The organism is Orrella dioscoreae, assembly GCF_900089455.2.
GTDB classification, from domain to species: domain Bacteria; phylum Pseudomonadota; class Gammaproteobacteria; order Burkholderiales; family Burkholderiaceae_B; genus Orrella; species Orrella dioscoreae.
In genome coordinates, this window is sequence record NZ_LT907988.1 from 4,359,681 (window position 1) to 4,385,077 (window position 25,397).

Consider the following 25,397-nt stretch of genomic DNA (forward strand, 5'->3'; position numbering starts at 1 on the left):
CGACAGGCGGGCAAAGCAGAAGGCGGCCCGTCCGGGCCGCCTTTTTCAGATCGGGAACACGCCGTCCAGGCGGCGTCCTTACTCGTCCGCCAGGCCGCGATCCTGCAGGATCTGCAGCATGTCGGCGCCTTCCTCTTCATCGCCATCGAAGATCTCGACGCTGTCGAGCATGTAGGCGCGCAGCAGCTCGTCGGCCGCCCGCTCCAGGTCGCCCTCGTGGAACAGCGACTTGCCCAGCATGTAGTGGACAAAGGGATTGTCGACGCCGCCCGGCCCGTTCAGCGCGTCGAAGAACATGGCCTTCGCGTCGGCATGCCGGCCTTGCAGATAGCAGGCCTCGCCGATGGACGCGCACAGCCAGGTGTGCGCCTCCCATTCCGTGCGCGGCTCGGGCAACAGGTCCAGGGCCTGGCGCCACACGGCTTCCGCACCCGCGTCATCGCCGTCGTCGGACAGCGAATTGCCTTCCTCTGCCAGCGCCTCGACCTCTTCATAGATATCGTCGGGCAATTCGGGCGGCAAGGGCTCCTCGTCGTCCGGCAGGTCGTCGTCGGACAGCTCGGGCGACGGGGGATCCACTGGTTGGCGGCCCTCCCGCAGCGCCTCGGCGCGGGCGTGATAGAACGCCAGGTAGCCAGGATGCTCACCCTGGAACGGACGCTGGCGGTAAGCCTTGAACAGTTCGTCGAACACGGCATAGGCCGCGTCGTACTCGGCCGCCGCGTAATGCACGGAACCGGCCAGGAAGCGCACGCCGGGCTCGTCCTCGCCATAGGCTTCGGCCGCGCGGGCCAGCCAGGGCAAGGCGTCGGCCGGACGGCCCATGTCGCGATAGAACTCGGTCAGGCCCACCGACAGGCTGTCGGCGTACTCATGATCCAGCTTGGGCTCGGGAATGGCGTCCCAGGCGGCCAGGAAATGGCGCTCGGCCTCGGCCGTGTCGCCCTGGATCCGGGCCTGGCGGCCTTGCGCGCAATGCGCGTCCAGCCATTGCTCTGCCTCGGGCGGTAGGGGACGGGGGTCAGACATGCGGGATCCTTTGCGTTGGCGTCATCAAGACCGCCATCTTATCGGTCCCGCCATTCCTCGTCTTCCTCGTCCTCGTCATCATCGTCGTCTTCGTCATCCTCGAGCAGCGGCGAATCGGGATCGGCCATTTCCCGCAGGATCGCCAGGTACACGTCCAGGCGCACCTTGTTCAGGCTCTCGACCAACACGTCGCCGCCCAGGGCAATGGCGGGCTCGAAGGCATAGACCTGGTCTGCCGCCAGCGGCCCCAGCGTCTCCAGCGCGCGCTCGAACATGGGCTCGTCGTTCTCGTCCTCCAGGTCGAAGCGGTCGTAGTCCGCCGACGCGAAGAACGCGGCCATCGTTTCCTCGCGCGCTTCCGGCGACTTCTCGTCCAGGTCGTCCACGTCGGCCAGCAGGTCATGCGTGGAGCAGGCGATGGTCAGGTTCACGCCGGTGCGCTCGCCATATACATACAGATCGCCGAAAGCCGAGCGCGCGAAGGCGTGGTAACGGTCGATCTCCTCGAAACCCGACTCGGCCACCCAGTCCGTCACGATGTCCTCGAACTCGCGCGGATCGACGGTCCAGACCAGGCCGTCGGCATAGGCGCACCAGCCTTCCTCGCGCCAGACGTCCAGCAGGAAGTCGGGCAGGATGCCCTGGTACTGCTCGATCACGTCTTCCGGCACCGGCGCGCGGGAGGTGGCGTCGCCGAAGGTATCGATGAACTGGGCGAAATCTGGGTGGGGCATGGTCGGGCTCCGGTGACAGGCTACCCCATCAAACGATCAAGCTCAGGATCGTCGAAGGGCATCGCAGGGGGAGAAAGCTCTCGCAGGATCATCAGATGGGGATGGTCGGCCACGCGCCGCAGGTTTTCCAGGCGCAGATTGCCCCCCGCCACAATCGCAGGCTCGAACCCATAGATTTCTTCGTGCGTCAGGGGCCCAAGCGCCTTCAGCGCACGCTTGAACAACGGCGCGCCGCGCTCGTCCGTCAAGTCGAAGTGCTCAGGCTCGGCCGCGCCAAAGAACGACAGCACCGAACTCTCCACCTGTTCAGCCGATTTGGGCTTCAGTTCCCGCTTCAGGGCGTCTATCGCATGGATCGAACACAGCAAGCTGACGCTTGCCCCTGTCTTGCCGCCGCACAGGTACAGACTGCCAAAGGCCGATCGCGCAAAAACATGGAAATCATCCAATTCCGCGAAGGGCGTGCCCGCCAACCATTCCTCCAGGACATCCTCGTAATCCGCCGGGTCGACCGTCCAGATCAGACCGTCCGCATACGCGCACCAGCCCTCTTCCCGCCAAAGCGCCAGCAGCGCATCCGGCAGCTTCCCCCGGTAGGCGGCAAGCGACTCGGCGGGCACGGGCCGGCGGCTGGTCGCCTCCCCGAACGCTTCGATGAACAGTTCGAAATCTTCGCTACGCATCACTTCTTCCCTGGGGGACATATCTTGAGTTGGACATTCATCTTAGCCTCTCCATTCTTGAGTCCCTGCTCCGCCAACCTGTCCATTGCCTTGACGCGCCCTTTGCCGTTCCAGCTTCCGCCGATGGCGCTGTTGACGCTTGCCTTGCCCAGGCCTTTCGGCTTCGGGTCCATCCAGCCGCCCGCGATCATGTCCGGCTCGTGCAGTGCCGCCAACTTTCCCATGATGTCCTGGGTGCGGCGTTTTGCTTCCGCCTTGGCAGCCTTCGCCCCCATCTTGCCCTTCAAGCTGTCGAAGATGCTCGACTGGATGCCGCGTGCCCGCTCGGTCCGGTAGTTCTGCTGCGCCGCCTCGGCCGCGGGATTCCTGCCGACATCCTTGAACTTGTCTCGCGCGGCCTTGAACTGGCCCGGCGACATCTTGTTGATTTCGTCCTGCTGGCGCCGCAACTGCTTGGCGTAATCCTTCAGGTACGCCTTCTGCTGCGCGGGGTTCATTTTGGCGAATTTCTTGTTCCGCGGATTGAAGCACGGCACGTCGCGCTTTTTCCCCTTGCCTTTGGCCCGCTTCGCGTTGCGCCCGCCCCGCGCATTCCTGCCATTCTTCGCGCCGCGCCCGGCCTTGCTGGCGCCATTGGCCGCCTTGGAAGACGCCTTGCCCGCGCCGCCGCCCTTGCCGCCGCCCGCGCCCAGCAGCACCACCTTGATCTGGCTGGGCACGATGCGGATGCCAACCGTGTTGGCGCGGTTCTGCACCGTCATGCTGGTCAGCCGCGTGGCCGGAATGCACTTGAACAGCACGTTCGGCACGCAGGTGATGTGGCGCGACATGCCCATGACCGAGGGCGAGAACAGGCCCAGCGCGATGCCGGGGTTGTCTCCGTTCGTCAGCGGAATCGTGGTCAGGAGGTTGTGCGCCGGCATCCCCATCAGCAGGATGTTCCAGGCGTTCGGAATGGCCATCGGTCCCAACGCGAAATTGGGATAGGGGATCGGGATGAACGCCGGCGGCGTCTTGCACAGATCCGGGAAGGCCAGGTCCAGGCCAAACAGCTGGCAATTCGCGAACATGGGGGCTGGGCTCCTGGTGGCTCGGGATTGTCAGGGGCTGGCGCGGCCAGCGGTGGGACGCGCCGCCGACCAGCGCTCGGCATCCATCAGCGGGGCGTCGTTGTCCAGGATGCCCGCGCGGCTCGTCCAGCGCGCATCATCCAGCAGGGCGCGATGGAACTGCGTACGCGAGAACCGGGCGTCGCGCAGGTCGGCGCGGGTCAGGTCGGCGTACGAGAAATCGGCGTAGGTCAGTTCGGCCTGCGCGAACGCCGCTTGCGCACAGCGCGAGCGCTGCAGGATGGCTTGCGTCAGGTCCGCGCCGGACAGGTCGGCGCCATCCAGGTTGGCGCCGGCCCACAGGCTTTGCGGGGCCTTCAGGCCCAGGCAGGCGGACTCGGCCAGGTCGGCCTCGACGAACATGCCGCGCGGCGCCTGGGCGCCGGTCAACGTGGCGCCGCGCAGCAACGCGCCCTTGAAGCTGCTTTGTCCGAGGCGCGCACCAGCAAGGTCCACGCCATCCAGTTTGCAGTCGTTGAACTGGCAACGTTCCAGCCGCAGGTCGTTCAGCACCTGTCCGCTCAGGTCGGTCTCGACACAGACCACGCCTTCCCAGTCGATGCCGTCCAGCCTTGCGGCACGCAGGTCGGCGCGGAACACCAGCGTGCCCTTCTGCCGCGTGCCGCGCCAGTCGACGCCAGCCAGACGGCACTCCGAAAAGCCGCCCTGGGACAGCGCACACTCCGCAAACGAGGTCTCTTCCAGGATGCAGCGCAGGAAATGGCAGTTCTCCAAGGCCGTGCCCGCCAGCGTGGCGCCCGTGGCATTGCAGTCCGACCAGGACATGGCCTCGGCCGCGCCCACGCGCACACTGGCGCGCGAGAGGTCGCAGCCTTCGAACAAGGACAGGTCCAGCTGCGCGCCATCCCAGCGCGTGCCCGCCAGCGCGCACTGGATGTAGCGGCTGTCGCGCAGGTCCAGGCCCGACAGATCCATGCCCGACAGATTGCAGCGCATGAAGATGCCGCCTGCGTAATCGCCCGGCGGCAGGCGCAACGCGCGCAGATCCAGTTCCACCAGCGGCTCGCCACCCTTGATGCGGGCGCGCAGGGTCTCGGGCGTCATGCGGGCTCTCCGGCAGGCGCCACCGGCAGCGTCTTGGCGAATTTCACATAGGCACCGTCGGTGCGCGTGCTGTGGTCCAGGCGGCCTTGCGAGATATCCGCGCGGAACAGGTTCGCGCCGCTGAGATCGGCATGGCGGAAATCGCTTTTCTGCATCAAGGCATCGATCAGGTCGGTGTCGCGCAGGACGGCGCCCTGCAGGTCCGCTTCCATGAAGATCGACTCGCGCGCGTCGGCCCGCGTGAAAATGGCCTCGCGCAGCGTCGACTCCGAAAAATCGCAACGCTGCAGGCGCGCGCCGGTGAAGTCGGCGCCGTCCAGCGCGATATCGCGCAGGTTGCATTCCTTCAGGTGCGCGTGATCGAAGCGCGCGGCGTCCAGGTCCGTCTCCACTGCGCAGCAGGTGGTGAGCCGCGCATGGCTGAACACGGGTGGCGTGTCGAAGCTGCTCTGCACCCAGGCGCAGGCGGTCAGCGTGGCATGGGAATAATCCGCGTCCTCCAGGTCGCTATCCAGCCAGACCACGCGATGCAGCACGGCCTCGGCGTGCGCGCCACGGATGAGGTAGGCGTCCTGCCAGAACGTCACGGCCTCCAGCCTGGCCTTGGAGAAATCGCAGTCCCGGAAGCCCACGCCCGAGGGCGCGCAATCCTGGATGCGCGTGCCGGTGAAGTCGCAATACTCGAACTCGGCCTCGTCCAGCGTGGTTTCCTGGAAACGCGCCTGCGCGAAACAGGCATCGAAGGCATCCAGGCGGCCCAGGTTGGCGCGGGTGAAGTCCGCGCCTCGGCAATCGGTTTCCATCATGACCGCACGGGTCAGCACAGCTTCGCGCAAATCCGCGCCGGCGAGCGAGGCGCCGCGCAGGTCGGCGCCCTCCATCCAGACGCCGCGGCAACGCGCGCCCGACATGTCCAGCCCCGACAGGTCCACGCCCGTCAGGTCCAGGCCCGACAGGTCGCGGCTGCCCGCCAGCAGGCTCTCCACCCGGCCGCGCATGCGCACGACGCGGCTGTGCGGCGTGGCCAGCGGGGCATTCTGGATATGGGCGCCGCGCAGATACACCTGTCCCAGGCGTTCGCGTGCTTCCTGCATCATGGCCTGCACTTTCTCGGGCGTCATGCCGCTGTCGGCGCCAGCGGCCTGCGCGCGCTGCGCCATTGCCATGAAACCTTCCGCCGCGGACTCGTCCGCGATGCGGGGCGGCCCACCGGGTTGCGGCGTGGTGACGACCTGGCTGGCCGAGGCCGCGCCGCCCGGCGCTGTCGGAAAGTGCTGGGCAAAGCGCGCATCGGCCTCGCGGCGTTGGCGCAAGGCCCGCGCCTTCGCCTCGCGGGTGCGGCGGCGCATCTGGCGCGAGAAATCGGGCAGGTCATCCAGGCTGCGCATCGACGGCACGGGGTCTTCCTGGACATCGAACTGCGCGGGATCCTGGCCGGCTTCCTTCACCCTGTCCATCATGTCGCGCCGCAGGTTGTCGGCGCGCTGGCGCTGGTTCACCACGAGCGGCGTGGAGAAGTTCTCGTCCATGTCGACCAGTTCGCGCATGGCGGATTCCGGCACGAGATCCTTGTCCCGCAGGGCATAGAGCGCGCCTTCTTCGCGCGGCAGGCGCCGCGCCAGCGTGTGCTGGTAATGCGCCAGCTCGCGAGGGCAATCCAGCGTCTCCAGCGCAGGCATGATCACCTCGAGGTCCGAGGCGTCATCGGTGGCAATCGGCGCCGCGCCCTGGAAAATCAGCAGCACGCGCTCGCGGTCAGGGAAGAACCAGGCCGTGGTGTGGCGCAGCGCAATCTCTTCCAGCGCATCCTCGCCATGCCGGCGGACGAAGCAGCGGCCACGCCAGGCGGGCAGTTCGCCTTCCAGCACGACGCGCCGGGGGTGCATGTTGCCGATTCGGTAAGGCGCGCGCGGCGGCAGCGCGGGCTGTCCCGCGAACCATTGGTCGGGCGAGGCCGCATTGAAGAAGTGCGGGTCCAGCGTGTCGGGGAAGCCCGGAAAGCCCTTTTCGGGCCAGCCCGGATCGAACTCGCCGGAGAGCTTGAAGCGGCGCGGCCGGATGGGCGAGATCGCGCCCAGCCCGACAGGACGGCAGGCGCCGTGCTCATGCGTCATGCGATCGTCGAAGGCTTCCACCTGCGGCGCCCAGCGCAATTCGCCTTCGCCCACCGCGGCGCCCAGGCCCACCGGGTTCTCCGCGAAGTCGGGGCCGCCATAGGCATGGCGCCAGTTCACCGGCACGCCCTCGACGGCGGCGGGCTCGGTCATGCGGCCCTGCACCCAGGCGCGCTTGCCCGTCACCAGCAGGTGTTTCTCCTTGCCCGCCACGCTGACCAGCACCGCGCAGCGCTCGGGTTGCCGGGCATCGTGCGACCAGGCCTTGCCGCTGACCAGGAACTCGGCGCAAGGCTTGGGCACGGCCATGTCCAGCGCCTCGTCCTCGTCCAGCACCTCGCCGGCAGTGGTCCACAGGTCGGCTTCGGGCAGCAGCACCGGTTGCGGATCCAGCGTGGCGAACGCGAACACGGAGACGCCCAGTTGCTGGCGGCCGCGATACTGGTAGGGGCGCGTCAACATGCCCAGACGCAGGGGCTTCAGGATTCTCATGCTCTCGGTTCCGCGTCAGCGCACTTCCGTGGGCGAATGCTCGCGGTCGATCGCGATCCGGCGCGTATCGGCGGGGTCCACCAGCACGTGCACGGTCTGGCCGGTGGCGAAATCGGGCAGCAGCGGGTTTTCCACACGCGTGCGCAGCCGCGTGGCGTGCGGCTTGCCGTGGCGGTCCTGCCACCGCAGGTCCAGCGTCAGGAGGGTGCGCTGCTCGCCCGATGTCTCGACGACACCGCCGCGCGACAGGGCCGTCACCGTCGCCAGCGCGCGCAGCGTGTCGGGCGAGCTCGCCAGCTGCTCGGCCAGCCGTTCTTCCTGGCTGGGCAGGAAAGCCTGCGCGATCAGCAGGCAGGCCAACGCCACGCCCACCACGCAGGCCCAGATCGGCGGGTAGTAGCTGAGGTGCGTGCCGCGCGGATCGGACAGCAGCGAGGCCGTCCACCAGACCGCGACCACGACCGCGGCCAGCGTCAGCACGATGGCGATGACACCCACCGGACCCGGCAGGAAGGCGCGCTTGACCGGCATGCCGAAGAACAGCGCGATCACCCACACGGCCACGTAAGGCAGGACGCCGGATTCCCCCTGGCGAACCAGCACCGCCGTCATCGCCACGCCCGCCAGCAGGCTGGCGGCCAGTGCGATCCAGGTGGCAACGCGGGGCGGCAGGGAGGCGTCTTGCATCGGTTCGGCGAGGTTCATGGGGCAGCGCTGTCCGGATCTAGGTGAAAAGGGAGATGACCTTGTTGATGATGTTCGCGCCGCCGGTATGCACGGCCGCCGCGGTATTGGTGATCAGCGCGCCGATGTTCTGCATGCGCGCCTTGGCGTTGCTGTTGGTGATGTAGAAGAAGTCCAGCTTGGCCACGCCGCCTTGCAGGTTCAGGCCGTAGCCCTGGGCGCGGGCGCCCCAGAGGTCCGCCGACACGCCGACGATGTTCAGGCGGGCGGGCGTGCCCGCCATGAAGCTGGCGCGCCAGAACTCGGTCGTGCCCGTGTTCACCACCTTCCAGGCGGGCGTGGTGACGGTCATGCCGGTGTTGGCGTGGATGTCGTACTGGCCGGTCACGGTGTGCGTGATCGTGCCGGTATTGGTGGCCGTGGTGTCGCCGGTGACGGTGGTTTCCACGGCGCCGGTAATGGTGTCGACCACGGGTCCGGTGATGGTGCGGGTCACGTCGCCTGTCGTCGTCTGCGTCAGGTTGCCGGTGATGGTCTCGTCCACGTTGCCCGTGGTCTTGTCCAGGACAGGTCCGGTGATGGTGCGCGTGACATCGCCTGTCGTCGTCTGCGTCAGGTTGCCGGTGATCGTTTCCTCGACGTTGCCCGTGATCGTCTCGACCACGTCGCCGGTGAACTTGCGGTTCTCGTTGCCGGTGACGGTTTCGTTGACCTCGCCCGTCACCGTGCGGTCGGCGCCCGCCTCGAAGAATTCGGACTCGTGGCCCACCACCGTGGTGGTGCGCAGGCCCTCGACGCGCAGCGTGTCGGAACCGCCGATGAGCGTGTTGCGCCAGCCATCCGTGGTGTGGTTTTCATTGGCCTCGACCTCGGTGACCATGTCGCGCTCGGCGTGCAGCCAGATGCGCTCGCTGCCCTCCAGGTCTTCGAACATCAGCGCGTTGGCCGTGGCCGGATTGCCCTGCTTGGTGCGGCTCAGGAAGCCGCTTTGCGTGGCGTTGCCCGGCAGCTCCCAGGGCGGCATGTTGCCGGCGTTGTAGACCCGGCCCACCACGATGGGGCGGTCGGGCTGGCCGCCGATGAAGTCCACGATGACCTCGTCGCCCACGCGCGGCAGCTGGATGCCGCCGAAGCCGCTGCCGGCCCAGGGACTGGAGACCCGCACCCAGCACGAGCTGTTCTCGTTGCGCTGGCCGTAGCGATCCCAGTGGAAATGCACCTTGATGCGGCCGTATTCGTCGGTCCAGATTTCCTCGCCCGGCTTGCCCACCACGCGCGCGGTCTGCGGGCCGTGGGTGTAGGGCAGCGGCGTCTGGCGCGGCGCACGGAATTGCGTGGAAGAAGGCAGCGCGGAAAGCTGCACGTCGAAGAGGCCTTGCCTGGCATCCGAGGCGTAGCCGCTTTCCTGGATGCGGTAGCGCACACCAACGATCAGGTATTCCCGGTTCTCGGCCTGGCGCGGATGGTTACGCAGCGTGAAGAGATAGCCGGGCGCCAGCCCGCGCACGTTGCCGTGGCCATAGACCTGGGCCTGCCGGGCCTGCAGGGCCTCCAGCCTCACGCGCGAATACTGCTCGCCCTGGTCGGCCTCGGTATAGCCGCCCATCCACTCATAGACTTCCAGGTTCCCGCCTTCGTAAGGACCCGGATTCTCGCGCCGCGCATCCAGGCTGGCGGCGGGCTTGCGGAAGTCATAGTCCACCGTGGCGAAGCCGCCCGGCGTGATTTCCTCCACCGGCTCCCAGCCGGCCAGGAACTCTTCCAGCGGCGAACCGAAATTGTCCGGGGCGTAATACGCGATGGTCTCGCTGCCCGGCAGCGGATCGTGCTGCATGGTGTCGTCGGTGATGACAAGCGTGTGCTTGTCACCTTCGTGCTTGAACCAGTAATAGATGCCTTCGTGCTCCATCAGCCGGCTGACGAAGGCGAAGTCGCTTTCTTGGTACTGCACGCAGTATTCCCAGTTGCGGTACGACGCCGTCAGCTTGTACTCGACCGGATAGGGGTACTCCGCCAGCACCTCGCGCAGCACGTCGGGCACGGATTTCTGCTGGAATATCTTGCTGTCCGAGGTCTGGGTCAGGTACCACAGCCAGGGGCGCACGGTCAGGCGATACACGTAATGGCGTTCGGTGGAGCCGTCGCGGCCGGCCATCGTGGCGCGGGTGACCTGGCCGTTCAGGTGGCGCTTGGCGCCGCCGCTTTGCTCGATGTCCAGCGTCAACCACTGGCCGAGCATGCCGCGCATGTCCAGCGACACCGATTTCGAGAGCAACTCCACATCGAACTCGAACAGGCTCGAGAGCGACTCGTGACCCTGCATGGCGCGAAACAGCAGGTCTTCCCCCGAAGCCAGCCTGGCACTCACGACGCGATTCATCCCCGAACTCCTTCCGTGTACGAGGCCTCATGGACCTCTCGTTCGACATGCCTCTTTCCGACCGGGACAGGCGCGTGCGCGGCGCCCGTCGCGGTCCCGTCCATGCATTCTGTTCAGGCTGTGGGAAGGGAATATGACGGAAATAGTTTGATTACCTTTTTGTGGATCTTGTTTCGTCGAAGTAACCAAACCTGGAATGAGGGACGGGCATAACGGCGGTGCGTCAGCCTGGCGCCTGCATGTAGGCTCGGATGAAACCCATGAAGGTATCCGCCAGCCGCGCGACGTGTCGGTTCGTGGGGTCGATCTCCACGATGCTGGCGTCGCGCGTGTCGTAGGCGATGCAGAATCCCTGCATGTCATCGCCCAGCAGAAGCAAGGGCTCGACGCCACGGGCGTCGCCATAGATTTCCTGCGGCGCGATCAGACCGTTGTAGAGCACCAGGCGGTCATCGGCCACGCTGCCTGCGCCGTATTCGGCGAGGAAAAGGAGATAGTCGTCGGGAACATCTGGCCAAGCCTGCAGGATGCGGGCGAGCTTATGTGAGGCTGAAATCTTTCCCGCTCAATCTTCGCGCGGAACCAGGACTTGCAGTAGTGAAGCGTCTTCCTCACGGTCGCCAATTACTGAGGCATGTCGTATTCACGACGGCTGTAAACCACACCATCCATGAAATCGAGTTTTCCTACTGGCAGATCGGAAAACTCGCACTCAAGTTCCACGTGCGCAATCTTGTCCGTGCCGATCTGGGCGGAAAGATTCGTAGCGACCACCTCCAGGCTTTCCCAGTCGAAATCGGTGGGTTCGCGATCCAGGTAGTACCGGATCGTCAATTGACGCTCTTCCGACAGCGACACCGCAACGGCCCGGATGTCGGAATACACCTCGCCGATCATTGAGCGCCAAAGCGCCAACAACAGCCAATCAGGAATCTTCATGCTCAATTTCCATAAACGGTGGGATTTGCCGGAACGATATGCGCACCGAGTGTGCCCGAGTGGATTGTCCCATAGCGCGTCGCCAGGCCGGAGGTACCATCGACGCCAATGTCGCGGCCGAAATCCAGGACAGGCTGTCCGCGCGAGCCCGTACCCACGACGGGGAACTCGCCAGCTCGTGTACCCCGTAGCAGGTCCTGCGGGTCGACCCCCTCGTTCAGGAAGCTCCGGCCTGGCGTGAAATTGTTGTGCCCCTGGATGTGCTTGCCTTGCTGGCCGGAATGGATGTTTTCCGGCAACTGATCCAAGGCATGCGGCACCGTCTGGGTACGCGGCGTCGCCGGGGCCGCGCTCTGGGTCGACTGACTCGGTGTCTGGCTAGTCGATTGGCTGGCACCAGACTGCTGCCCCCCTCCCCCATTCCCACCCCGACTCATCAACCGCCCCGCCCCGCGCGTCAGCAGCGCGACCAGCGCCCCGACCCCGATCGTGGTCACGCAACGCGCCAGCGACTGCGCGGCCTTGTCCAGGTCTTCCGTGCTCTGCGCATTCAAGGTGTGATGAAAGAAATCCGCCAAGGCGCCGATGGCATCGAAGATGGCCCAGCCCACCAGCGCGAAGCCGATGCCCAGCAAGGCCGCGTCGGCGATGAAGCCCACGCCCACGGCGTGCGAACCCGCCCACACCACCAGCACCGCCACGGTCGTGGCCAGCGCGGCGGGCTCGAGCAGCTGGGCAAATGCCTGCCGCGCCTCGCCGCTCAAGTAGGCGGGCATGTGCGTCAGCACATAGCGGAAACGCGCCTCCAGCGACCACGACGACACGGGGCCGGCGGGCATGCCGGTGTCCGCCGCCGGCGGCGGCGTCGGGGCATCGCCCTGTGCCAGCGGCACGATCATGCCCGCGATGGCCCCGGATTGCGCCATCGCGGCCACCCGCGGACCCGCCTGGTCGGCGCCGTAGCGCCAGTTGTCGAACAGGCCGCCGCCCTCGACGGTGCCGACCCAGCTGGCCAGCCGCGCGTGGGCGTGGCTGTCGCGCAGGAAGCCGCCCAACGCCATGCGCATGGCGGCTTCGTCCTGGATCAGCAGTTGCGGCGCCACCGCATCGAAGCAGGCGCGCGGCCCCAGCAGCAGGCGCTCGCCGCCTGACTCCAGCGCCAGCACCCTGCCCTCGCGCGCGAAACATTGGGCTTGCATGGCGTGGCTCCCGTGTCAGGCGAAGTCGAAGGTGAAACCGCCCTCGCCCGCGCCGACGCACACGCGGCGCAGGGGCGCGTCGCCCATCGCCGCGCCCAGCAGCGCCTGGCTGATGGGGGGCAGGACCGTACCGGTAAGAATCGCATCGACCATGCGGCCGCCCGACTCCACCTCGGTGCAGCGCGCCACGATGAGCGCCAGCGCCTCGTCCGTGAGCGACAGCGACGCCCCGTGATGCGCCTCCAGGCGCTTGGCGATGCGGCCGACCTGCAGCGACACCACGTTCGCCAGCATCGCGTCGGTCAGCGGGTAATAGGGCACGACCGTCAGGCGGCCCAGCAGCGCGGCGGGGAACACCTGGCGCAGCGGCTCGCGCAGGGCCTGGGCCAGGCCTTGCGGCTCGGGCATCAGCTCGGGGTCTGCGCACATCGCCATGACGCGGTCGGTCCCGGTGTTGGACGTGAGCAGGATGACGGTGTTGCGGAAATCGATGTGGCGGCCTTCGCCGTCCTCCATCCAGCCCTTGTCGAAGACCTGGAAGAAGATCTCGTGCACGTCGGGGTGTGCTTTCTCCACCTCGTCCAGCAGCACGACGCTGTAGGGACGGCGGCGCACGGCCTCGGTCAGCACGCCCCCCTGGCCGTAGCCCACGTAGCCCGGCGGGGCGCCCTTGAGCGTGGAGACGGTGTGCGACTCCTGAAACTCGCTCATGTTGATGGTGATGAGATTCTGTTCGCCGCCGTAAAGCGCCTCGGCCAGCGCCAGCGCGGTTTCGGTCTTGCCCACGCCGCTGGGGCCGCACAGCAGGAACACGCCCACGGGCCTGCCCGGATCGGTCAGGCGCGCGCGGGATGTCTGGATGCGCTCGCTGATGGCCTTCAAGCCATGCGGCTGGCCGATCACGCGACGTTCCAGCGTGTTGGCCAGCTGCAGCACCGCCTCGGCCTCGTCGCGCACCATGCGGCCCACGGGGATGCCGGTCCAGTCGGCCACCACGGCCGCCACCGCCTGCTCGTCCACGGCGGGATGGATCAGCGGCGCCTCGCCTTGCAGGTGCTGCAAGGCCGCGTGGGCGGCTTCCAGCTGGGCGCGCAGCTCGGCGCGGATCTGCTCGGGCGCGCGTGCATCCGGACGGCGCGGCGCAAGCGCCACGCCGGTCGTGCCATCCGCCAGCGCGGGCTCGGCATCGTCGTCCTGCCCGGCCAAGGCACTCGTCTCTTCTGCCTGCGCCTCACGCGCCAGCGCAAGCAGCTGCTCACGCAGGTCGAAGATGCGCAGGGCCTGCTCCTGCTCCAGGCCCCATCGCGCGGACAACGCATCCGACTCGGCCTGCGCCGTCTGGCGTTCCTGCGCGATGGCCGCCAGGCGGGCCTCGCCCTGCGCACCCAGGCCCAGCTCGGCCTCGCGGCGCAGCACCGCCTCTTCCAGGCGCAGCGCTTCCAGCCGGCGCGTCACGTCTTCCAGCGCGGGCGGCTGCGCATGCTGGCTGGCGGCCACGCGGGCGCAAGCGGTGTCCAGCAGCGCCACGCCCTTGTCCGGCAACTGGCGCGAAGGGATATAGCGATGCGACAGGCGCACCGCCGCCTGCACCGCCTCGTCCAGCAGCAGCACGCGGTGATGGGTGGCCAATTTTTCGGCCACGCCGCGCAGCATGACCTGCGCGGTCGCCTCATCCGGCTCGTGCACCTGCACGACCTGGAAACGGCGCGCCAGCGCGGGATCCTTCTCGATGTATTGCTTGTATTCCGACCAGGTGGTGGCGCCGATGGTGCGCAGCTGGCCGCGCGCCAGCGCGGGCTTCAGCAGGTTGGCGGCATCGCCCGTGCCCGCCGCGCCGCCCGCGCCGACCAGGGTGTGGATCTCGTCGACGAACAGCACGATGGGCGTAGCGCTGGCCTGCACCGCGTCGATCACGGCCCGCAGGCGCGACTCGAACTCGCCCTTGACCCCGGCGCCTGCCTGCAGCAGGCCGATGTCCAGCAGATACAGCGTGACGTCCTTCAGCGGCGCGGGCACGTCGCCCGACGCGATGCGCAGGGCCAGGCCTTCGACGATGGCGGTCTTGCCCACGCCGGCTTCTCCTGCCAGCAGCGGATTGTTCTGGCGGCGGCGCATGAGGATGTCGATGACCTGGCGGATTTCGGCATCGCGGCCGCTGACCGGGTCGATGCCGCCCTGGCGCGCCTGCGCGGTCAGGTCCACGGCGTAGCGCGCCAGCGGCGACTCGCCCTGTGCGCCCGCGCCCGCCGTGGGCGCGTGGTCCGCAACACCCTGTGCAGGTGCCTGCGCGTCCTCGGGCGAACCCGCCACGATGCTGGCCAGTTCCGACACCAGCTGGTCCGGCACGATGCGCGAGAACTGGGTCGACATGCCCAACAGCACGCCACGCAGCGCCGCGTCCTTCAGCAGGCCAGCCAGCAGGTGGCCGCCGCGGATCGCCGTGGCGCCGAAGCGCAGCGAGCCCAGCACCCAGGCGCGCTCCACGGCGTGGTCGATGTGCGCCGACAGGTCGGACACCGAGCCCGCGCCGCGCGGCAGCTGGTCCAGCGCCGCGTTCAGGTCGGCGGCCAGGCGCGATTCTTCCACGCCATAGTGGCGCAGCACACGGTGCAGGTCGCTGTCCTGCCATTGCAGGATCTGGTGCAGCCAGTGCACCAGCTCCACATACGGATTGCCGCGCAGCTTGCAGAAGGTGGTCGCGCCCTGCAGGGTCTGGTACAGCAGCGGATCGAGCTTGCCGAAGAGATCGAGACGGTCTATGGACATGGCGCTGGGCTCTGTGAAGGATCAGTGGGAATCTTGGGCAGCGGCGCGGCCGGCCTGGGCCTGGGCCGCCGCGGCCCTGCCCGCGCGGGCGTTCTGGCGCGCGGCGCGGGCCTCGACATCGAGCAACACGTCACCGGCGGGGCCACGCTCGGACGGGCGCTTGCCCAGCCAGCTGGCCAGCCCCAGGGGCCGGTCCTGCCCCAGCGACACGCCCTGCGCGTCGCTGGCCTGCAGCAAGGGCCGCAAGGTCCAGGAAAATTCGATGCCGACGTATTCGCGCACCCACTGCAGCAGTTGCCGCGCGGGCTTGCCTCCAGGCAGGAACGCCCGGTAGCGCGCCAGGGGCATGGGGCCCACTTCGATGCCGAAGCGGTGCTGGGCATCGCGCACGGCCTTGCCCAGCACGGTGCCCGCGCCCAGGCCCTGCCCGCCGCCCAGGGTCAGTTGCTGCGACGGATCCAGCCGGATCCACTGCGGCACGAACTCCTGGATGCGCACCGGCACGCCGAAGAAGGACTGCAGGATGTGCTTGAGCCCTTCCGGGTTGCGGGTCTGCCGCACCAGGTGGCCGCTCATGAAATAGCGCGCGGAATCCGGCACCTCGTCGCGGTCGCGCAAGGCGGTCTCGCCCAGGTTCAGCAGGCTGGCGACATAGCGGGCGAAGGGCGCGTCCTGGCGGTCCATGCCGACCGTGCTCTGCGCATCGGCCCAGGCGCGATAGAACAGCAGCGCCATCCGGTGATGGAACATGTCGGCGAAGGCCGACAGGGTGGTGTCGCCGTGATGATGGACACGCTCGCGGGCATGTTCGGTCAGGTGCAGCGGCAGCGGACCATTCGGTCCGAACAGGCCGAAGCTGTAGACGGACACTTCACCGGGACGGCCCGCTTCCGGCGCCCGCGCCCACGCCAGCGTCGCCGGCGCGAACGCCATCGACGGTTCCTGGCGCACGCGCACCGGCTCGTAGGCGGGCTGGCTTTCCCGGCCGAGCGGCGCCCGGGCGCCGCCACGGGCATCGATCCAGCGCAGCGTGCGGAACAGATCGTGCGCGTGCGGCGCGCTGGCCAGCGCGCGCCAGAAGTCCTCGGGCAGCGCGGCGCCGTCAGGCTTGGGCGGAGGATCGACCAGCGCGTGCATCGCGCCTCCTAGACCGCGGGCCGCCGGCCCATGCGCGGACGCCAGCGTGACTGCTCGCCGCGTTGCAGGGTCGACAGCACGAGCTCGGACATCATGTTGATGGAAACGTGGCGGGCGAAGAACTGTTCCAGCACCGCACCGAACAGATAGGGTGTGATGCCCGAGAACGCGGTGTCGTCCACCCGCAGGTCGATGCGCACGCCGCGGCCATAGACCAGCGGTCCCGGCACGGGCAGGCGATGGTGCACCGGGGTCAAGGTCGTATGGCGCACGCCGCTGATCTGGCGCGCCACGGCGGGCTCCGCCAGGTCTGCATACAGGTTCAGCATCTCGCGCAGCGCCTGCGCGCCGCGTTCGCCGTCCACGTCGGTCAGGCTCAGGTAGTTCAGTCCCAGGTGGCTGATGAGCCGCCAGGCTTGTGCGTGCTCGCCCAGCGGCGCGCGCGGGCGCGACGGCCCCGCCAGCACCTTCACGGCGGCCACGGGCGCCGACACGCGCAGCGAGAAATCGCTGGCGCCGCCCAGCGGCAGCAACAGGCTCAGGTCGCGATTGGTGCACAGCGTCTCGGCGCTCAGGTGCCGCAACTGGTCGGAGTACGGCGCTTCCGCGCGGTCCACCAGCGACAGGAAGACCTCGCTGCCGGTGTAGCCCGTGCGTCCGCCGTGGCGCACGGCCGCGTCCGACAGCAGGCGGGGTTCGCGTCGCAGCGAGAAATACGCGCCATCGTCCACGCCGTCGCTGCCCAGCGAACCGAAGAAAGGCTGGAAATCGCGCTGTGCGCCGGCCGACAGGTGTCCGGTCAGCTGGGTGACGTTGTAGACCTCGTAGTCCATCGGACGCGTGCGGTCCACGACGAGGTGGTATTCATGCCGGCCCGGCGTCACCGCCACGCGGTCGGCGCGCTTGGGGAACAGGTTGATCGCGGGCGTGCAGTGCAGCGCCAGGTTCGAGGCATTGATCGCGCCTTCCAGCTCGGGCGCGGCGGTGTCGAAGAGCAGCGTGATCTCGAATTCACGCGTGGCATCGCCGGACTGCGCGCCCATCAGGGCAGCCGGCGTGCGATCGCTGCGGGGCCGGCGCAAGGCACGGCGCAGGTTGTTCACGCTGAAGAACAGGAAGCGCGACGGGAAGGCAAAGTATTCCTGCAGCAGCCGATAACCCTGGAAGACACGGGCATCCACGGGCAGCAGGCTCTGCGCGTCGTCGAAGCCCTCGTGCCGCAACGAATCCGCCGGCAGGCGATGCAGCCAGCCGGTGGGACGCGTGGTGTCGTGGCACAGCACCGCCATCGTGTGCGAGCACGCCAGCTCCAGCAGGCGCTGCATGGCCACGTCCTGGCCATTCAGGTAGAAGCTCAGGCTGTCCAGTTCCAGGTCTTCCAGGCGCACCCCGCCGCCCAGGGCCAGCCGGATGCGCAAGGCGCCGCGCACGGGGCGGCGACGGTCGTTCAGGCCCAGGCGCGACAGCGGCAGGTCGGCCGGCACGCCGGTCATCTCGGCCTGCGTCACGGTCAACGGCCACAGTTTCAGCGGGTGGCCGGTGGAAAACTCGCAGGGCGTCTGTTCGCCCTTGGCCAGCCGCCCGCGCAGCACGGTGCCGCGCGGCAGCTCGAAGCCGCGGCCCAGCGCGCCTTCGTTCATGCTGGGCGTGAACTGCACGACGGTCATGGCAGGCACGGGCGCCAGGTAGCCGGGATAGACCACCTCCAGCAGGCGTTGCGAGAAACGCGGGAACTCCGCGTCCATCTTCAGGTGGATGCGGGCAGCCAGGAAACTGAAGCCTTCCAGCAGGCGCTCGACGTACGGGTCCGCGACCTCGATGCCGTGCATGCCCAGGCGGCCCGCCACCTTGGGATATTGGCGCGCGAATTCGGCGCCCATCTCGCGCATGTAGCCGAGTTCGCGGTTGTAGTAATCCAGCAGGCGAGGCTGCATCAGGCGCCTCCCAGGTCGGAGAGATCCATGTGGCCGCTCTCCAGGTCGATGTCCGTGCGGAACAGGAACTCGCGCGGGAACGGCACCGCCCACAACATGCCCCGTATCTGCAGGCTGAGGATGTTGTGGTGGGCCAGCGTGCCGGCATCCGTCACGCAGACCACGTGGATGGAGTCACGCAGGATGCGGGGCTCGAAATGCACCAGCGCGTCGCGCAGGGACGACTCCACGTCGGCCCAGTCGATTTCCGACATGCGCTTGCCCGCCAGCGGCGGCAAGCCGAAATTCAGGGTGGAGCTGCGCACGGCCGGATAGGCCGCCAGCGACGACTCGCTTTCCAGGTTGATGGTGTTCAGCAGCCAGCGCAGGTCGCGCAGCACCGCATGCCGCAAGGCCTGGTGCGTGAGCGTGGCGGCCTCGGGGGCTTCGCTGCGGCGCTGCGGCGCGTCGTCGATGAGACGGTCCAGCAAGGCGGGCTGCAGGCGGTCGCGCGCGCCCTGCCGTTCCCTTGCCCCGCGTCGCGGACTTGCGGCGATCCCGTCGTTGTCTTGCATGCCGTCCCGTCCCTACGCGGCGAGACCGGCGACACCTGCGCCGCAAGAGACTTCGCGCACATCCAGCAGGGCGTACTCGCCGGCGTCGGTCATCCACATCTTCTGACCGTCACCCAGGAAGACGCCATCACCCAGGTCACGCCAGGTCGTGCGGCGTGACATCAGCGCGGCCTCGTCCAGCGCGCCGTAGCCCGCTTCGCCCGCCGGCGCGGGATAGCGCGCGGGGATCAGGCAGGCCTGCTCGCGGCCGTCGGTCAGGGTGACGCGCGCCTGCGCCCAGATCAGGTCGCACACGCCCTGCGGCGCGGACAGGCGCAATTCACGAATGGCCGAAAACGGCAGCCAGCCATAGCGGCCGCCGGCAATGACTTCACAGACCGGCGCCAGACGGCTGTCGCCATCGCCGATCCAGGTGAAGGACTGGGGCGCGGCCGCGTCCGCGGCACCCGTGGCCGCCAGCACCAGCGTGCCAGGCGTGGCATCGGCGGTGTCGCGCGCACGCGCGCAGGCGGCTGCCTGGTCGGCGCCAGGCTGCAAGGCCAGCGCCAGGTCTTCGATCCATGCCGGCGTGTCCACCCAGAAGACTTCCGGCGCTTTCGTGCCGGCAAACACCGCCTGGCGTTCGCTTTCACCGTCGATGGCGCTGCGATACAGCGCCAGCATGGCCACGGCATCGGGCACCAGGCGCGCGCACAGGTCCAGCTGCGCGCGGGCGCGCGCCCAATCGCCGGCCACGGCCAGCCACTGGAACAGGTGGGCGCGGCTGTCGGCATGATCCGGGCGGCTGCGCACCTGCGCCTGGGCGGCTTCGATCTTGTCCTTCAGGGCTGCGGGCATGCGCCCGGCTTCGGCTATCGGCATGGAGAGGGAATCCGGAGAAAAGGGCCGGGCGACGCACGCCCGGCCCGAGAAGACCGCTGGCGCGATCAGGCTTCCTTGTTCTGCTTGACGTCCCAGGCGACCAGGCTTTCAGCGCCCTTGCCACCCTTGTCCGACTGCTCCCAGTACTGCTGCTTCACGCGAGCGGCCTGGAAGGCGTAGTTCACCAGGACGGCTTCGGAATCCTCGGCGCCGGTCAGCTGCACCGACGTCACCAGGACTTCCTCGAGCGTGATCTTGGAATACTCGATCTGCGAGCCACCGGCCTTGCACACCGACAGTTCGATCTTGCTCAGGTGCTTGCCGCTGGCGCAATGCTTCATGACGGCAGGCGCCGCCTTGTCGATGCGTGCCACGACGTGCAGATCGTTGAAGCTGGCCTTGCCCGAACCACCGCCGCCGCCCACGGACATGTTGCCCGGTTGCGTCGCGCCCCACGAGAAGGACAGGATGTCGGTCCAGTCCTTGTGATTGGCATCCTTCGATTCGCCGCTGGCGCCATCGATCTTCATGTACATGTCTACTGCCACGGTACTCTCCCTAAAGTATTGGCCGCATGGTCAAGCGGACCGAGTGAAAAGTTGTCCTTGTCAGCCTTCGTTCTGCTTGAGCGAAGGCAGCTTGGACACCAAACGCAAGGAGACGGTCAGCCCTTCGAGCTGGTAGTGCGGACGCAAGAAGAACTTGGCCGCGTAGTAGCCCGGGTTGTCCTCAACGTCCTCGACCTGCACTTCGGCGGCAGCCAGCGGCTTGCGCGCCTTGGTGTCCTGCGAGGAGTTGGCGGGATCGCCGTCCACGTAATTCATGATCCAGTCGTTCAGCCAGCGCTCCATGTCATCGCGCTCGCGGAACGAGCCGATCTTGTCGCGCACGATGCACTTCAGGTAATGCGCGAAGCGGCAGCAGGCGAACAGGTAGGGCAGGCGCGCCGACAGCTTGGCGTTGGCCGAGGCATCGGCGTCGTAGTACTCGTGCGGCTTCTGCAGCGACTGGGCGCCGATGAAGGCAGCGAAGTCCGAGTTCTTGCGATGCACCAGCGGCATGAAGCCGTTCTTCGCCAATTCGGCCTCGCGGCGGTCGCTGATCGCGATCTCGGTCGGGCACTTCATGTCCACGCCGCCGTCATCGGTCGGGAAGGTGTGGCAGGGCAGGTTCTCGACCGCGCCGCCGGACTCCACGCCGCGGATCGAGGTGCACCAGCCGTACATCTTGAACGAGCGGTTGATGTTCGCGGCCATGGCATAGGCCGAGTTGGCCCAGGTATAGCGCTCGTGGTTGGCCGAATCCGTCTCTTCCTCGAAATCGAACTCGTCCACCGGATTGGTGCGCGCGCCATAGGGCAGGCGCGCCAGGAAGCGCGGCATGGCCAGGCCCAGGTAGCGCGAGTCTTCCGATTCGCGCAGGCTGCGCCAGGCGGCGTATTCGGTGTTCGTGAAGATCTTGGTCAGGTCACGCGGATTGGCCAGCTCCTGCCAGGAGTCCATCTGCATGACCGAGGGCGCGGCGCCGGTGATGAAGGGGCAGTGCGCGGCAGCCGAGATCTTGGCGATCTCGCCCAGCAGCTCGACATCGGGCGGGCTGTGGTCGAAGTGGTAGTCGCCCACCAGGCAACCGATGGGCTCGCCGCCGAACTGGCCGTATTCTTCCTCGTAGATGCGCTTGAAGAGCGGGCTCTGGTCCCAGCCCACGCCCTTGTGGCGCTTGAGCGTGCGGCCCAGTTCCTTCTTCGACAGGCACATGACGCGGATCTTCAGCAGTTCGTCGGTCTCGGTGTTGTTGATGAGGTAGTGCAGGCCGCGCCAGGCGCCTTCCATTTGCTGGAATTCGGCATGGTGCAGCACGTGGTTGATCTGCTCGGACAGCTTGCGGTCGATCTCGGCGATGATGGCCTGGATCGTGCGGTAGGCGTCCGAGGACAAGGCCACCGACGAGTTTTCCAGCGCCTGGTGCGCCAGGGTCTTCACGGCGTGTTCGACAGCCTCGCGCGCCTGGACGGTCTTGGGCTTGAACTCTTTCTGCAACAGGGACGACAGGTCGTCCGCGGCCAGCGCGGTGGCGGCGCCACCGGAAGTCTGCTGCTTGGCAAGTGCGCTCATGGGTTCATCCTCTTGTCGTGGGAGTGCGGCCGGCTCAGCGGGCCTGTCCAGCTTGGGTTTCTTCTTGATCGGCGCCGCCGTCCGTGCCTTCCGGCTTGGGCGCGGCGGCCAGCGCGCCCAGCAGCGCCGGGTTCTGCAGCACCTGCCCGATCAGCTCTTCGGCGCCCGTCTTGCCGTCCATGTAGGTCAGCAGGTTGGCCAGCTGGGTGCGCGACTGCAGCAGCTGCGCCAGCGCGTCGACCTTGCCGGCCACGGCGGCGGGCGAGAAGTCGTCCAGGCTTTCGAAGGTGATGTCGATGTTCAGGTTGCCTTCGCCCGTCAGCGTGTTGGGCACCTGGTAGGCCACGCGCGGCTGGATCGACTTCATGCGCTCATCGAAGTTGTCGATGTCGATCTCGAGGAACTTGCGCTCGGCGATGTCCGGCTGGGGCTGGTTCGACTTGCCAGCCAGGTCCGCCAGCACGCCCATGACGAAGGGCAGCTGGATCTTGCGCTCGGCGCCGTAGATCTCCACGTCGTATTCGATCTGCACACGCGGGGCACGGTTGCGTGCGACGAACTTCTGGCCACTGCTCTGGATGCGGGTCGACATCTTGTTTTCTCCCTTTCAATCAATATCGGTAGGCAAGGCCAAGGTTGCTCAGGACTCGCCCTGGGAGCCGCGCTCCCGGGGCAACCACGCTTCGAACTGCTCCAGGCCTTGGGGCGCAAGGTTGCGAAGGATTTCGTGGAAATTCAGGGACATCGTCTGCTGCGCCCGGCGCAGCAGGAAAGGCGCCGGATGGCTGGGCTCGTGCACCTCGAAGTAGCGGCAAACCTTCGAGAGCATGGCCATGGCTTCCTCGCGCGACGTGATCTGCGCGCTTTGCCAGGTCTGGGCAGACACGCCGGCCGCCGGCTGCGCCTCGCCCGCGCAAGCCGCTGGCGCGGCAGCCGCGCCGATGGGATCGGCGCGGCTGGCGGCGGTCGCCGGCGCGTTGTCATCGCCTTGCGCAATCGACACCAGCATGTCCAGCGTGCGTTCGAAGGCGGCATAGTTGGGCGCCCACTCGCCGCCCAGGTGGCTTGCCACCGTCTCACGGATCTGGCGCAGCGCGTCGCGCGCGCCCGCCAAGGCCAGCAGTTCGGGTTCGCCCTGCAGCCATGCCTGGCGCAGGTCGCCCAGCAGGCGGGCGCGTCCACCCGGATAGGAGGGCAGGTCGTCGCGCGAACCATCCAGGATGGCTTCCGCATCACGCAGGGACAATTGGCCGCCATGCACGCCGTTCAAGAGCCGCGCCGAACGCGCCTCGCGGGCGCACTCCAGCGGATCGGCCAAGGCCAGCAAGGCGTTGATACGGGGCATGGGATCGGGCTGCTCGTCGATGTCGAGCCGCGGATGCACGCCTTCCCAATACTGCTGCAGCTGGGCCACGACCCGCGCGGCGCCCTCGGCATAGCCAGGCAGCCCTCGCAAGCCGGTCCAGGCACGCGTCAGGTACACGCTGACGCGCAGGTCCTGCGTGCGCGCGGCCAGGGCCTGCGCCAGGCGCTCGACCTCGGGCCAGTCCGGGCTTTCCGCGGGAATGATGGTGGCGCCGAACTGCTGCTCGGCCTTGCCGACGGCAGCCTGCTGCAGCGCAAGGAAATCGGCGTCATATTCGAGATCGTCGCCGCAATCGGCGACGGGCTCGGCGGAGAAGGCAAGTACGGAAGCATTCATGGGCAGAGTGCGTGTGAAAAACAACCGACGACGAGTCTTGGCGCGGCACGGGCCCCACCGGGAGACTGCATCCTAGAAATGGCAAATGTCAGTTCCTTTACGGGTTAGGAAGTCTTATGCACGCTTACTTTTGCTCATATTTTGCGCAGCGCAGCAACGGCGCCCTGCCGTGTTTGCACCTTGTTCCGGGATACCCTTTGTTTCTGCGCCATCGCGCGCAACGCGCTTGAATACGGCACACGGGAAAACCGGCGCGGCGCGCTTCGAATCGCGTTACACAGGTTCATCGTTCGTTGCATCCCGCGATATCCGGCGCGGCCCACCGTCGACATCGAGAGTCCGCCATCATGAGCATCATTGCGAAGATCGGTCTGGTACGCCTCATCAACGTCATGACCGCCCTGCTGGCGATGGGCGTGCTGGCGATCTCCGCCGCCACGCTGTGGGCGGACCGGGAAAGCAGTTGGAGCCGCGCGACCGTCGCGGCCGACAACCTGCTGGCGGCGCTCGAAGGCGACATCACGCGCACCATCCATGTCTACGACCTGTCGCTGCAGGGCGTGATCGAAGGCCTGCGCATGCCGGGCCTGGAAGCGTTCACGCCCGAGGTCCAGCACAAGCTGCTGTTCGACCGCGCCGCCTGGGCCGACTACCTGGGCGTGCTGCTGGTGCTGGATGAGGCGGGCGACATCGTCTACGACTCCCAGGCGCCCACGCCACGCCAGGGCAATTTCTCCTTGCGCGCCTATTTCCAGCAGCACCAGGCCAATCCGGAAGCGGACCTGCACATCAGCGCGCCCTTCCACAGCAAGTTCAGCGACGCCGAAAGCATCGCGCTCAGCCGCCGCCTGTCGCATCCCGACGGCGCGTTTGCCGGCGTCGTCGTGGGGACCCTGCGGCTGGCCTATTTCCGCGACGCCTTCGAGCGCCTGCAGGTGGGCGAACAGGACTCGGTGGAGTTGCTGCGCACCGACGGCGCCCTGCTGATGCGCCGCCCCTACCCTTTCAAGGGCGTCATCGACCAGTCGGGCAGCGTCCTGCCCATGCCCATGCCGCAAGTGGGCCAGGGCAGCATCCAGCGCATCGTCGTGCGCGACGGCGTGCGCCGGTATGTCAGCATGCGCCGCGTCGACCACCTGCCCCTCATCGTCGCGGCCGGTCTCTCCACGCAGGACATCCTGGCGCCCTGGCGGCGCAAGACCCTGGTGATGGCGCCCATCACCCTGCTGCTGTGCGCCGGCATCGTCAGCCTCACCTTTCTCTTCCAGCGCGAGCTGAGCCGACGCAAACGCGTGGAAGCCCGCCTGGAGCAGCTCGCCGAGACCGACAGCCTGACGGGGCTGACCAACCGGCGCTATTTCGACCGGGAACTGGCGCGTGCCTGGCAGGCCGCGCGCCGCAGCGGGTTCCCCCTGTCATTGCTGTTCGTGGACGTGGACCGGTTCAAGACCTACAACGACCGCTACGGCCACCAGGAAGGCGACGAATTCCTGCGCAAGCTGGGCACGTCGCTGCGACAGGCCGCGCGCCGGCCGGAAGATGTGGCGGCACGCTATGGCGGGGAAGAGTTCGTGATCCTGCTGCCCGACACGGGCTTGGCGGGGGCCCAGCAGGTGGCCGAGGCCTTGCGGGCGGCCGTGGGCGCGCTGGCCGTGCCGCACCAGGACAGCCCTACCGGTTTCGGCACCATCAGCATCGGCGTGGCCAGCGCCCGCCCGAACCGGGAGGCCGAGCCCGATGCGCTGTTGCGCCGGGCCGACGACGCGCTGTACCGCGCCAAGCGCAATGGCAGGGACAGGATCGAGGTGGCCCCGCTGCCGCCAGGGGTGTCGTCGGCGCAGACATGAAAAACCCGGCGCCAGGCCGGGTTCGAATCAGGCTTGCGGGGGCTTCCCCCTGTC

General features: G+C 67.7%; 21 protein-coding genes. 1 reads left to right on the forward strand and 20 read right to left on the reverse strand.

Going from position 1 to position 25,397, the window contains the following annotated elements; all coding sequences use genetic code 11:
- Positions 1 to 78: 78 nt before the first annotated feature.
- The 20 genes from ODI_RS22595 to tssA all read right to left on the reverse strand — a co-directional run bounded on the left by ODI_RS22595 (position 79) and on the right by tssA (position 23,496).
- Positions 79 to 1,029 (reverse strand): hypothetical protein, encoded by a 951-nt coding sequence (locus ODI_RS22595; RefSeq protein ID WP_231968104.1) that lies wholly within the window; start codon positions 1,027 to 1,029, stop codon positions 79 to 81.
- Between the two features lie 38 nt (positions 1,030 to 1,067).
- Positions 1,068 to 1,763: a GAD-like domain-containing protein gene (locus tag ODI_RS20035; RefSeq protein ID WP_067754012.1), complete on the reverse strand. Its 696-nt coding sequence runs from the start codon at positions 1,761 to 1,763 to the stop codon at positions 1,068 to 1,070.
- 20 nt (positions 1,764 to 1,783) lie between these two features.
- The gene (locus tag ODI_RS20040) at positions 1,784 to 2,446 is read right to left on the reverse strand and encodes a GAD-like domain-containing protein (protein WP_067754009.1); all 663 of its coding nucleotides are present in this window, start codon (positions 2,444 to 2,446) and stop codon (positions 1,784 to 1,786) included.
- Positions 2,446 to 3,516: a polymorphic toxin type 15 domain-containing protein gene (locus ODI_RS20045; protein WP_082985317.1), complete on the reverse strand. Its 1,071-nt coding sequence runs from the start codon at positions 3,514 to 3,516 to the stop codon at positions 2,446 to 2,448. The genes ODI_RS20040 and ODI_RS20045 overlap by 1 nt, the downstream gene beginning before the upstream one ends.
- A gap of 30 nt (positions 3,517 to 3,546) precedes the next feature.
- Positions 3,547 to 4,620 (reverse strand): pentapeptide repeat-containing protein, encoded by a 1,074-nt coding sequence (locus tag ODI_RS20050; RefSeq protein WP_067754006.1) that lies wholly within the window; start codon positions 4,618 to 4,620, stop codon positions 3,547 to 3,549.
- Positions 4,617 to 7,226 (reverse strand): DUF2169 family type VI secretion system accessory protein, encoded by a 2,610-nt coding sequence (locus ODI_RS20055; RefSeq protein WP_067754003.1) that lies wholly within the window; start codon positions 7,224 to 7,226, stop codon positions 4,617 to 4,619. The genes ODI_RS20050 and ODI_RS20055 overlap by 4 nt, the downstream gene beginning before the upstream one ends.
- 15 nt (positions 7,227 to 7,241) lie before the next feature.
- Positions 7,242 to 7,931, reverse strand: a complete 690-nt coding sequence (locus ODI_RS20060) for a hypothetical protein (protein ID WP_067754001.1) — start codon at positions 7,929 to 7,931, stop codon at positions 7,242 to 7,244.
- A 19-nt stretch (positions 7,932 to 7,950) separates the two neighbouring features.
- Positions 7,951 to 10,290 (reverse strand): type VI secretion system Vgr family protein, encoded by a 2,340-nt coding sequence (locus ODI_RS20065; RefSeq protein ID WP_067753999.1) that lies wholly within the window; start codon positions 10,288 to 10,290, stop codon positions 7,951 to 7,953.
- A gap of 223 nt (positions 10,291 to 10,513) precedes the next feature.
- Positions 10,514 to 10,750, reverse strand: a complete 237-nt coding sequence (locus ODI_RS20070; protein WP_067753997.1) for a hypothetical protein — start codon at positions 10,748 to 10,750, stop codon at positions 10,514 to 10,516.
- A 164-nt stretch (positions 10,751 to 10,914) separates the two neighbouring features.
- Positions 10,915 to 11,229, reverse strand: coding sequence for a colicin (locus tag ODI_RS20075; RefSeq protein ID WP_067753995.1), 315 nt, complete (start codon positions 11,227 to 11,229; stop codon positions 10,915 to 10,917).
- Positions 11,230 to 11,231: 2 nt separating this feature from the next.
- Positions 11,232 to 12,428: a polymorphic toxin type 50 domain-containing protein gene (locus ODI_RS20080; RefSeq protein ID WP_098020950.1), complete on the reverse strand. Its 1,197-nt coding sequence runs from the start codon at positions 12,426 to 12,428 to the stop codon at positions 11,232 to 11,234.
- 15 nt (positions 12,429 to 12,443) lie between these two features.
- The gene (tssH, locus tag ODI_RS20085) at positions 12,444 to 15,194 is read right to left on the reverse strand and encodes a type VI secretion system ATPase TssH (protein ID WP_067750582.1); all 2,751 of its coding nucleotides are present in this window, start codon (positions 15,192 to 15,194) and stop codon (positions 12,444 to 12,446) included.
- Positions 15,195 to 15,215: 21 nt separating this feature from the next.
- The gene (gene tssG / locus ODI_RS20090; RefSeq protein ID WP_067750585.1) at positions 15,216 to 16,331 is read right to left on the reverse strand and encodes a type VI secretion system baseplate subunit TssG; all 1,116 of its coding nucleotides are present in this window, start codon (positions 16,329 to 16,331) and stop codon (positions 15,216 to 15,218) included.
- An 8-nt stretch (positions 16,332 to 16,339) separates the two neighbouring features.
- Positions 16,340 to 18,265 (reverse strand): type VI secretion system baseplate subunit TssF, encoded by a 1,926-nt coding sequence (tssF, locus tag ODI_RS20095; RefSeq protein ID WP_067750588.1) that lies wholly within the window; start codon positions 18,263 to 18,265, stop codon positions 16,340 to 16,342.
- On the reverse strand, positions 18,265 to 18,819 hold the full coding sequence (tssE, locus tag ODI_RS20100; protein WP_067750591.1) for a type VI secretion system baseplate subunit TssE: 555 nt from the start codon (positions 18,817 to 18,819) through the stop codon (positions 18,265 to 18,267). The genes tssF and tssE overlap by 1 nt, the downstream gene beginning before the upstream one ends.
- A 12-nt stretch (positions 18,820 to 18,831) precedes the next feature.
- Positions 18,832 to 19,680: a type VI secretion system accessory protein TagJ gene (locus ODI_RS20105; protein ID WP_067750594.1), complete on the reverse strand. Its 849-nt coding sequence runs from the start codon at positions 19,678 to 19,680 to the stop codon at positions 18,832 to 18,834.
- Positions 19,681 to 19,745: 65 nt separating this feature from the next.
- A complete protein-coding gene (locus tag ODI_RS20110) occupies positions 19,746 to 20,228 on the reverse strand; it encodes an Hcp family type VI secretion system effector (protein WP_067750597.1) in 483 nt (160 codons plus the stop codon).
- A gap of 60 nt (positions 20,229 to 20,288) precedes the next feature.
- Positions 20,289 to 21,794, reverse strand: coding sequence for a type VI secretion system contractile sheath large subunit (tssC, locus tag ODI_RS20115; protein WP_067750600.1), 1,506 nt, complete (start codon positions 21,792 to 21,794; stop codon positions 20,289 to 20,291).
- A 34-nt stretch (positions 21,795 to 21,828) separates the two neighbouring features.
- Positions 21,829 to 22,386 carry a type VI secretion system contractile sheath small subunit gene (tssB, locus tag ODI_RS20120; protein WP_067750603.1) on the reverse strand — a complete coding sequence of 186 codons (558 nt, stop codon included), beginning with the start codon at positions 22,384 to 22,386 and terminating at the stop codon, positions 21,829 to 21,831.
- Between the two features lie 48 nt (positions 22,387 to 22,434).
- Positions 22,435 to 23,496 carry a type VI secretion system protein TssA gene (gene tssA / locus ODI_RS20125; protein ID WP_067750606.1) on the reverse strand — a complete coding sequence of 354 codons (1,062 nt, stop codon included), beginning with the start codon at positions 23,494 to 23,496 and terminating at the stop codon, positions 22,435 to 22,437.
- 347 nt (positions 23,497 to 23,843) lie between these two features.
- On the opposite strand from tssA, the gene ODI_RS20130 reads away from it, so the two are divergent.
- Entirely contained in the window at positions 23,844 to 25,343 is a 1,500-nt protein-coding gene (locus ODI_RS20130; RefSeq protein ID WP_067750609.1) for a sensor domain-containing diguanylate cyclase, read from the forward strand.
- The last annotated feature ends 54 nt before the right edge of the window (positions 25,344 to 25,397 follow it).

Excerpts from the sequence above, each read along its gene's own strand:
- ODI_RS22595 (WP_231968104.1), bottom strand. The coding sequence starts at position 1,029 with ATGTCTGACCCCCGTCCCCTACCGCCCGAGGCAGAGCAATGGCTGGAC.
- ODI_RS20035 (WP_067754012.1), bottom strand. The coding sequence starts at position 1,763 with ATGCCCCACCCAGATTTCGCCCAGTTCATCGATACCTTCGGCGACGCC.
- ODI_RS20040 (WP_067754009.1), bottom strand. The coding sequence starts at position 2,446 with ATGCGTAGCGAAGATTTCGAACTGTTCATCGAAGCGTTCGGGGAGGCG.
- ODI_RS20045 (WP_082985317.1), bottom strand. The coding sequence starts at position 3,516 with ATGTTCGCGAATTGCCAGCTGTTTGGCCTGGACCTGGCCTTCCCGGAT.
- ODI_RS20050 (WP_067754006.1), bottom strand. The coding sequence starts at position 4,620 with ATGACGCCCGAGACCCTGCGCGCCCGCATCAAGGGTGGCGAGCCGCTG.
- ODI_RS20055 (WP_067754003.1), bottom strand. The coding sequence starts at position 7,226 with ATGAGAATCCTGAAGCCCCTGCGTCTGGGCATGTTGACGCGCCCCTAC.
- ODI_RS20060 (WP_067754001.1), bottom strand. The coding sequence starts at position 7,931 with ATGAACCTCGCCGAACCGATGCAAGACGCCTCCCTGCCGCCCCGCGTT.
- ODI_RS20065 (WP_067753999.1), bottom strand. The coding sequence starts at position 10,290 with ATGAATCGCGTCGTGAGTGCCAGGCTGGCTTCGGGGGAAGACCTGCTG.
- ODI_RS20075 (WP_067753995.1), bottom strand. The coding sequence starts at position 11,229 with ATGAAGATTCCTGATTGGCTGTTGTTGGCGCTTTGGCGCTCAATGATC.
- ODI_RS20080 (WP_098020950.1), bottom strand. The coding sequence starts at position 12,428 with ATGCAAGCCCAATGTTTCGCGCGCGAGGGCAGGGTGCTGGCGCTGGAG.
- tssH (WP_067750582.1), bottom strand. The coding sequence starts at position 15,194 with ATGTCCATAGACCGTCTCGATCTCTTCGGCAAGCTCGATCCGCTGCTG.
- tssG (WP_067750585.1), bottom strand. The coding sequence starts at position 16,331 with ATGCACGCGCTGGTCGATCCTCCGCCCAAGCCTGACGGCGCCGCGCTG.
- tssF (WP_067750588.1), bottom strand. The coding sequence starts at position 18,265 with ATGCAGCCTCGCCTGCTGGATTACTACAACCGCGAACTCGGCTACATG.
- tssE (WP_067750591.1), bottom strand. The coding sequence starts at position 18,819 with ATGCAAGACAACGACGGGATCGCCGCAAGTCCGCGACGCGGGGCAAGG.
- ODI_RS20105 (WP_067750594.1), bottom strand. The coding sequence starts at position 19,680 with ATGCCGATAGCCGAAGCCGGGCGCATGCCCGCAGCCCTGAAGGACAAG.
- tssC (WP_067750600.1), bottom strand. The coding sequence starts at position 21,794 with ATGAGCGCACTTGCCAAGCAGCAGACTTCCGGTGGCGCCGCCACCGCG.
- tssB (WP_067750603.1), bottom strand. The coding sequence starts at position 22,386 with ATGTCGACCCGCATCCAGAGCAGTGGCCAGAAGTTCGTCGCACGCAAC.
- tssA (WP_067750606.1), bottom strand. The coding sequence starts at position 23,496 with ATGAATGCTTCCGTACTTGCCTTCTCCGCCGAGCCCGTCGCCGATTGC.
- ODI_RS20130 (WP_067750609.1), top strand. The coding sequence starts at position 23,844 with ATGAGCATCATTGCGAAGATCGGTCTGGTACGCCTCATCAACGTCATG.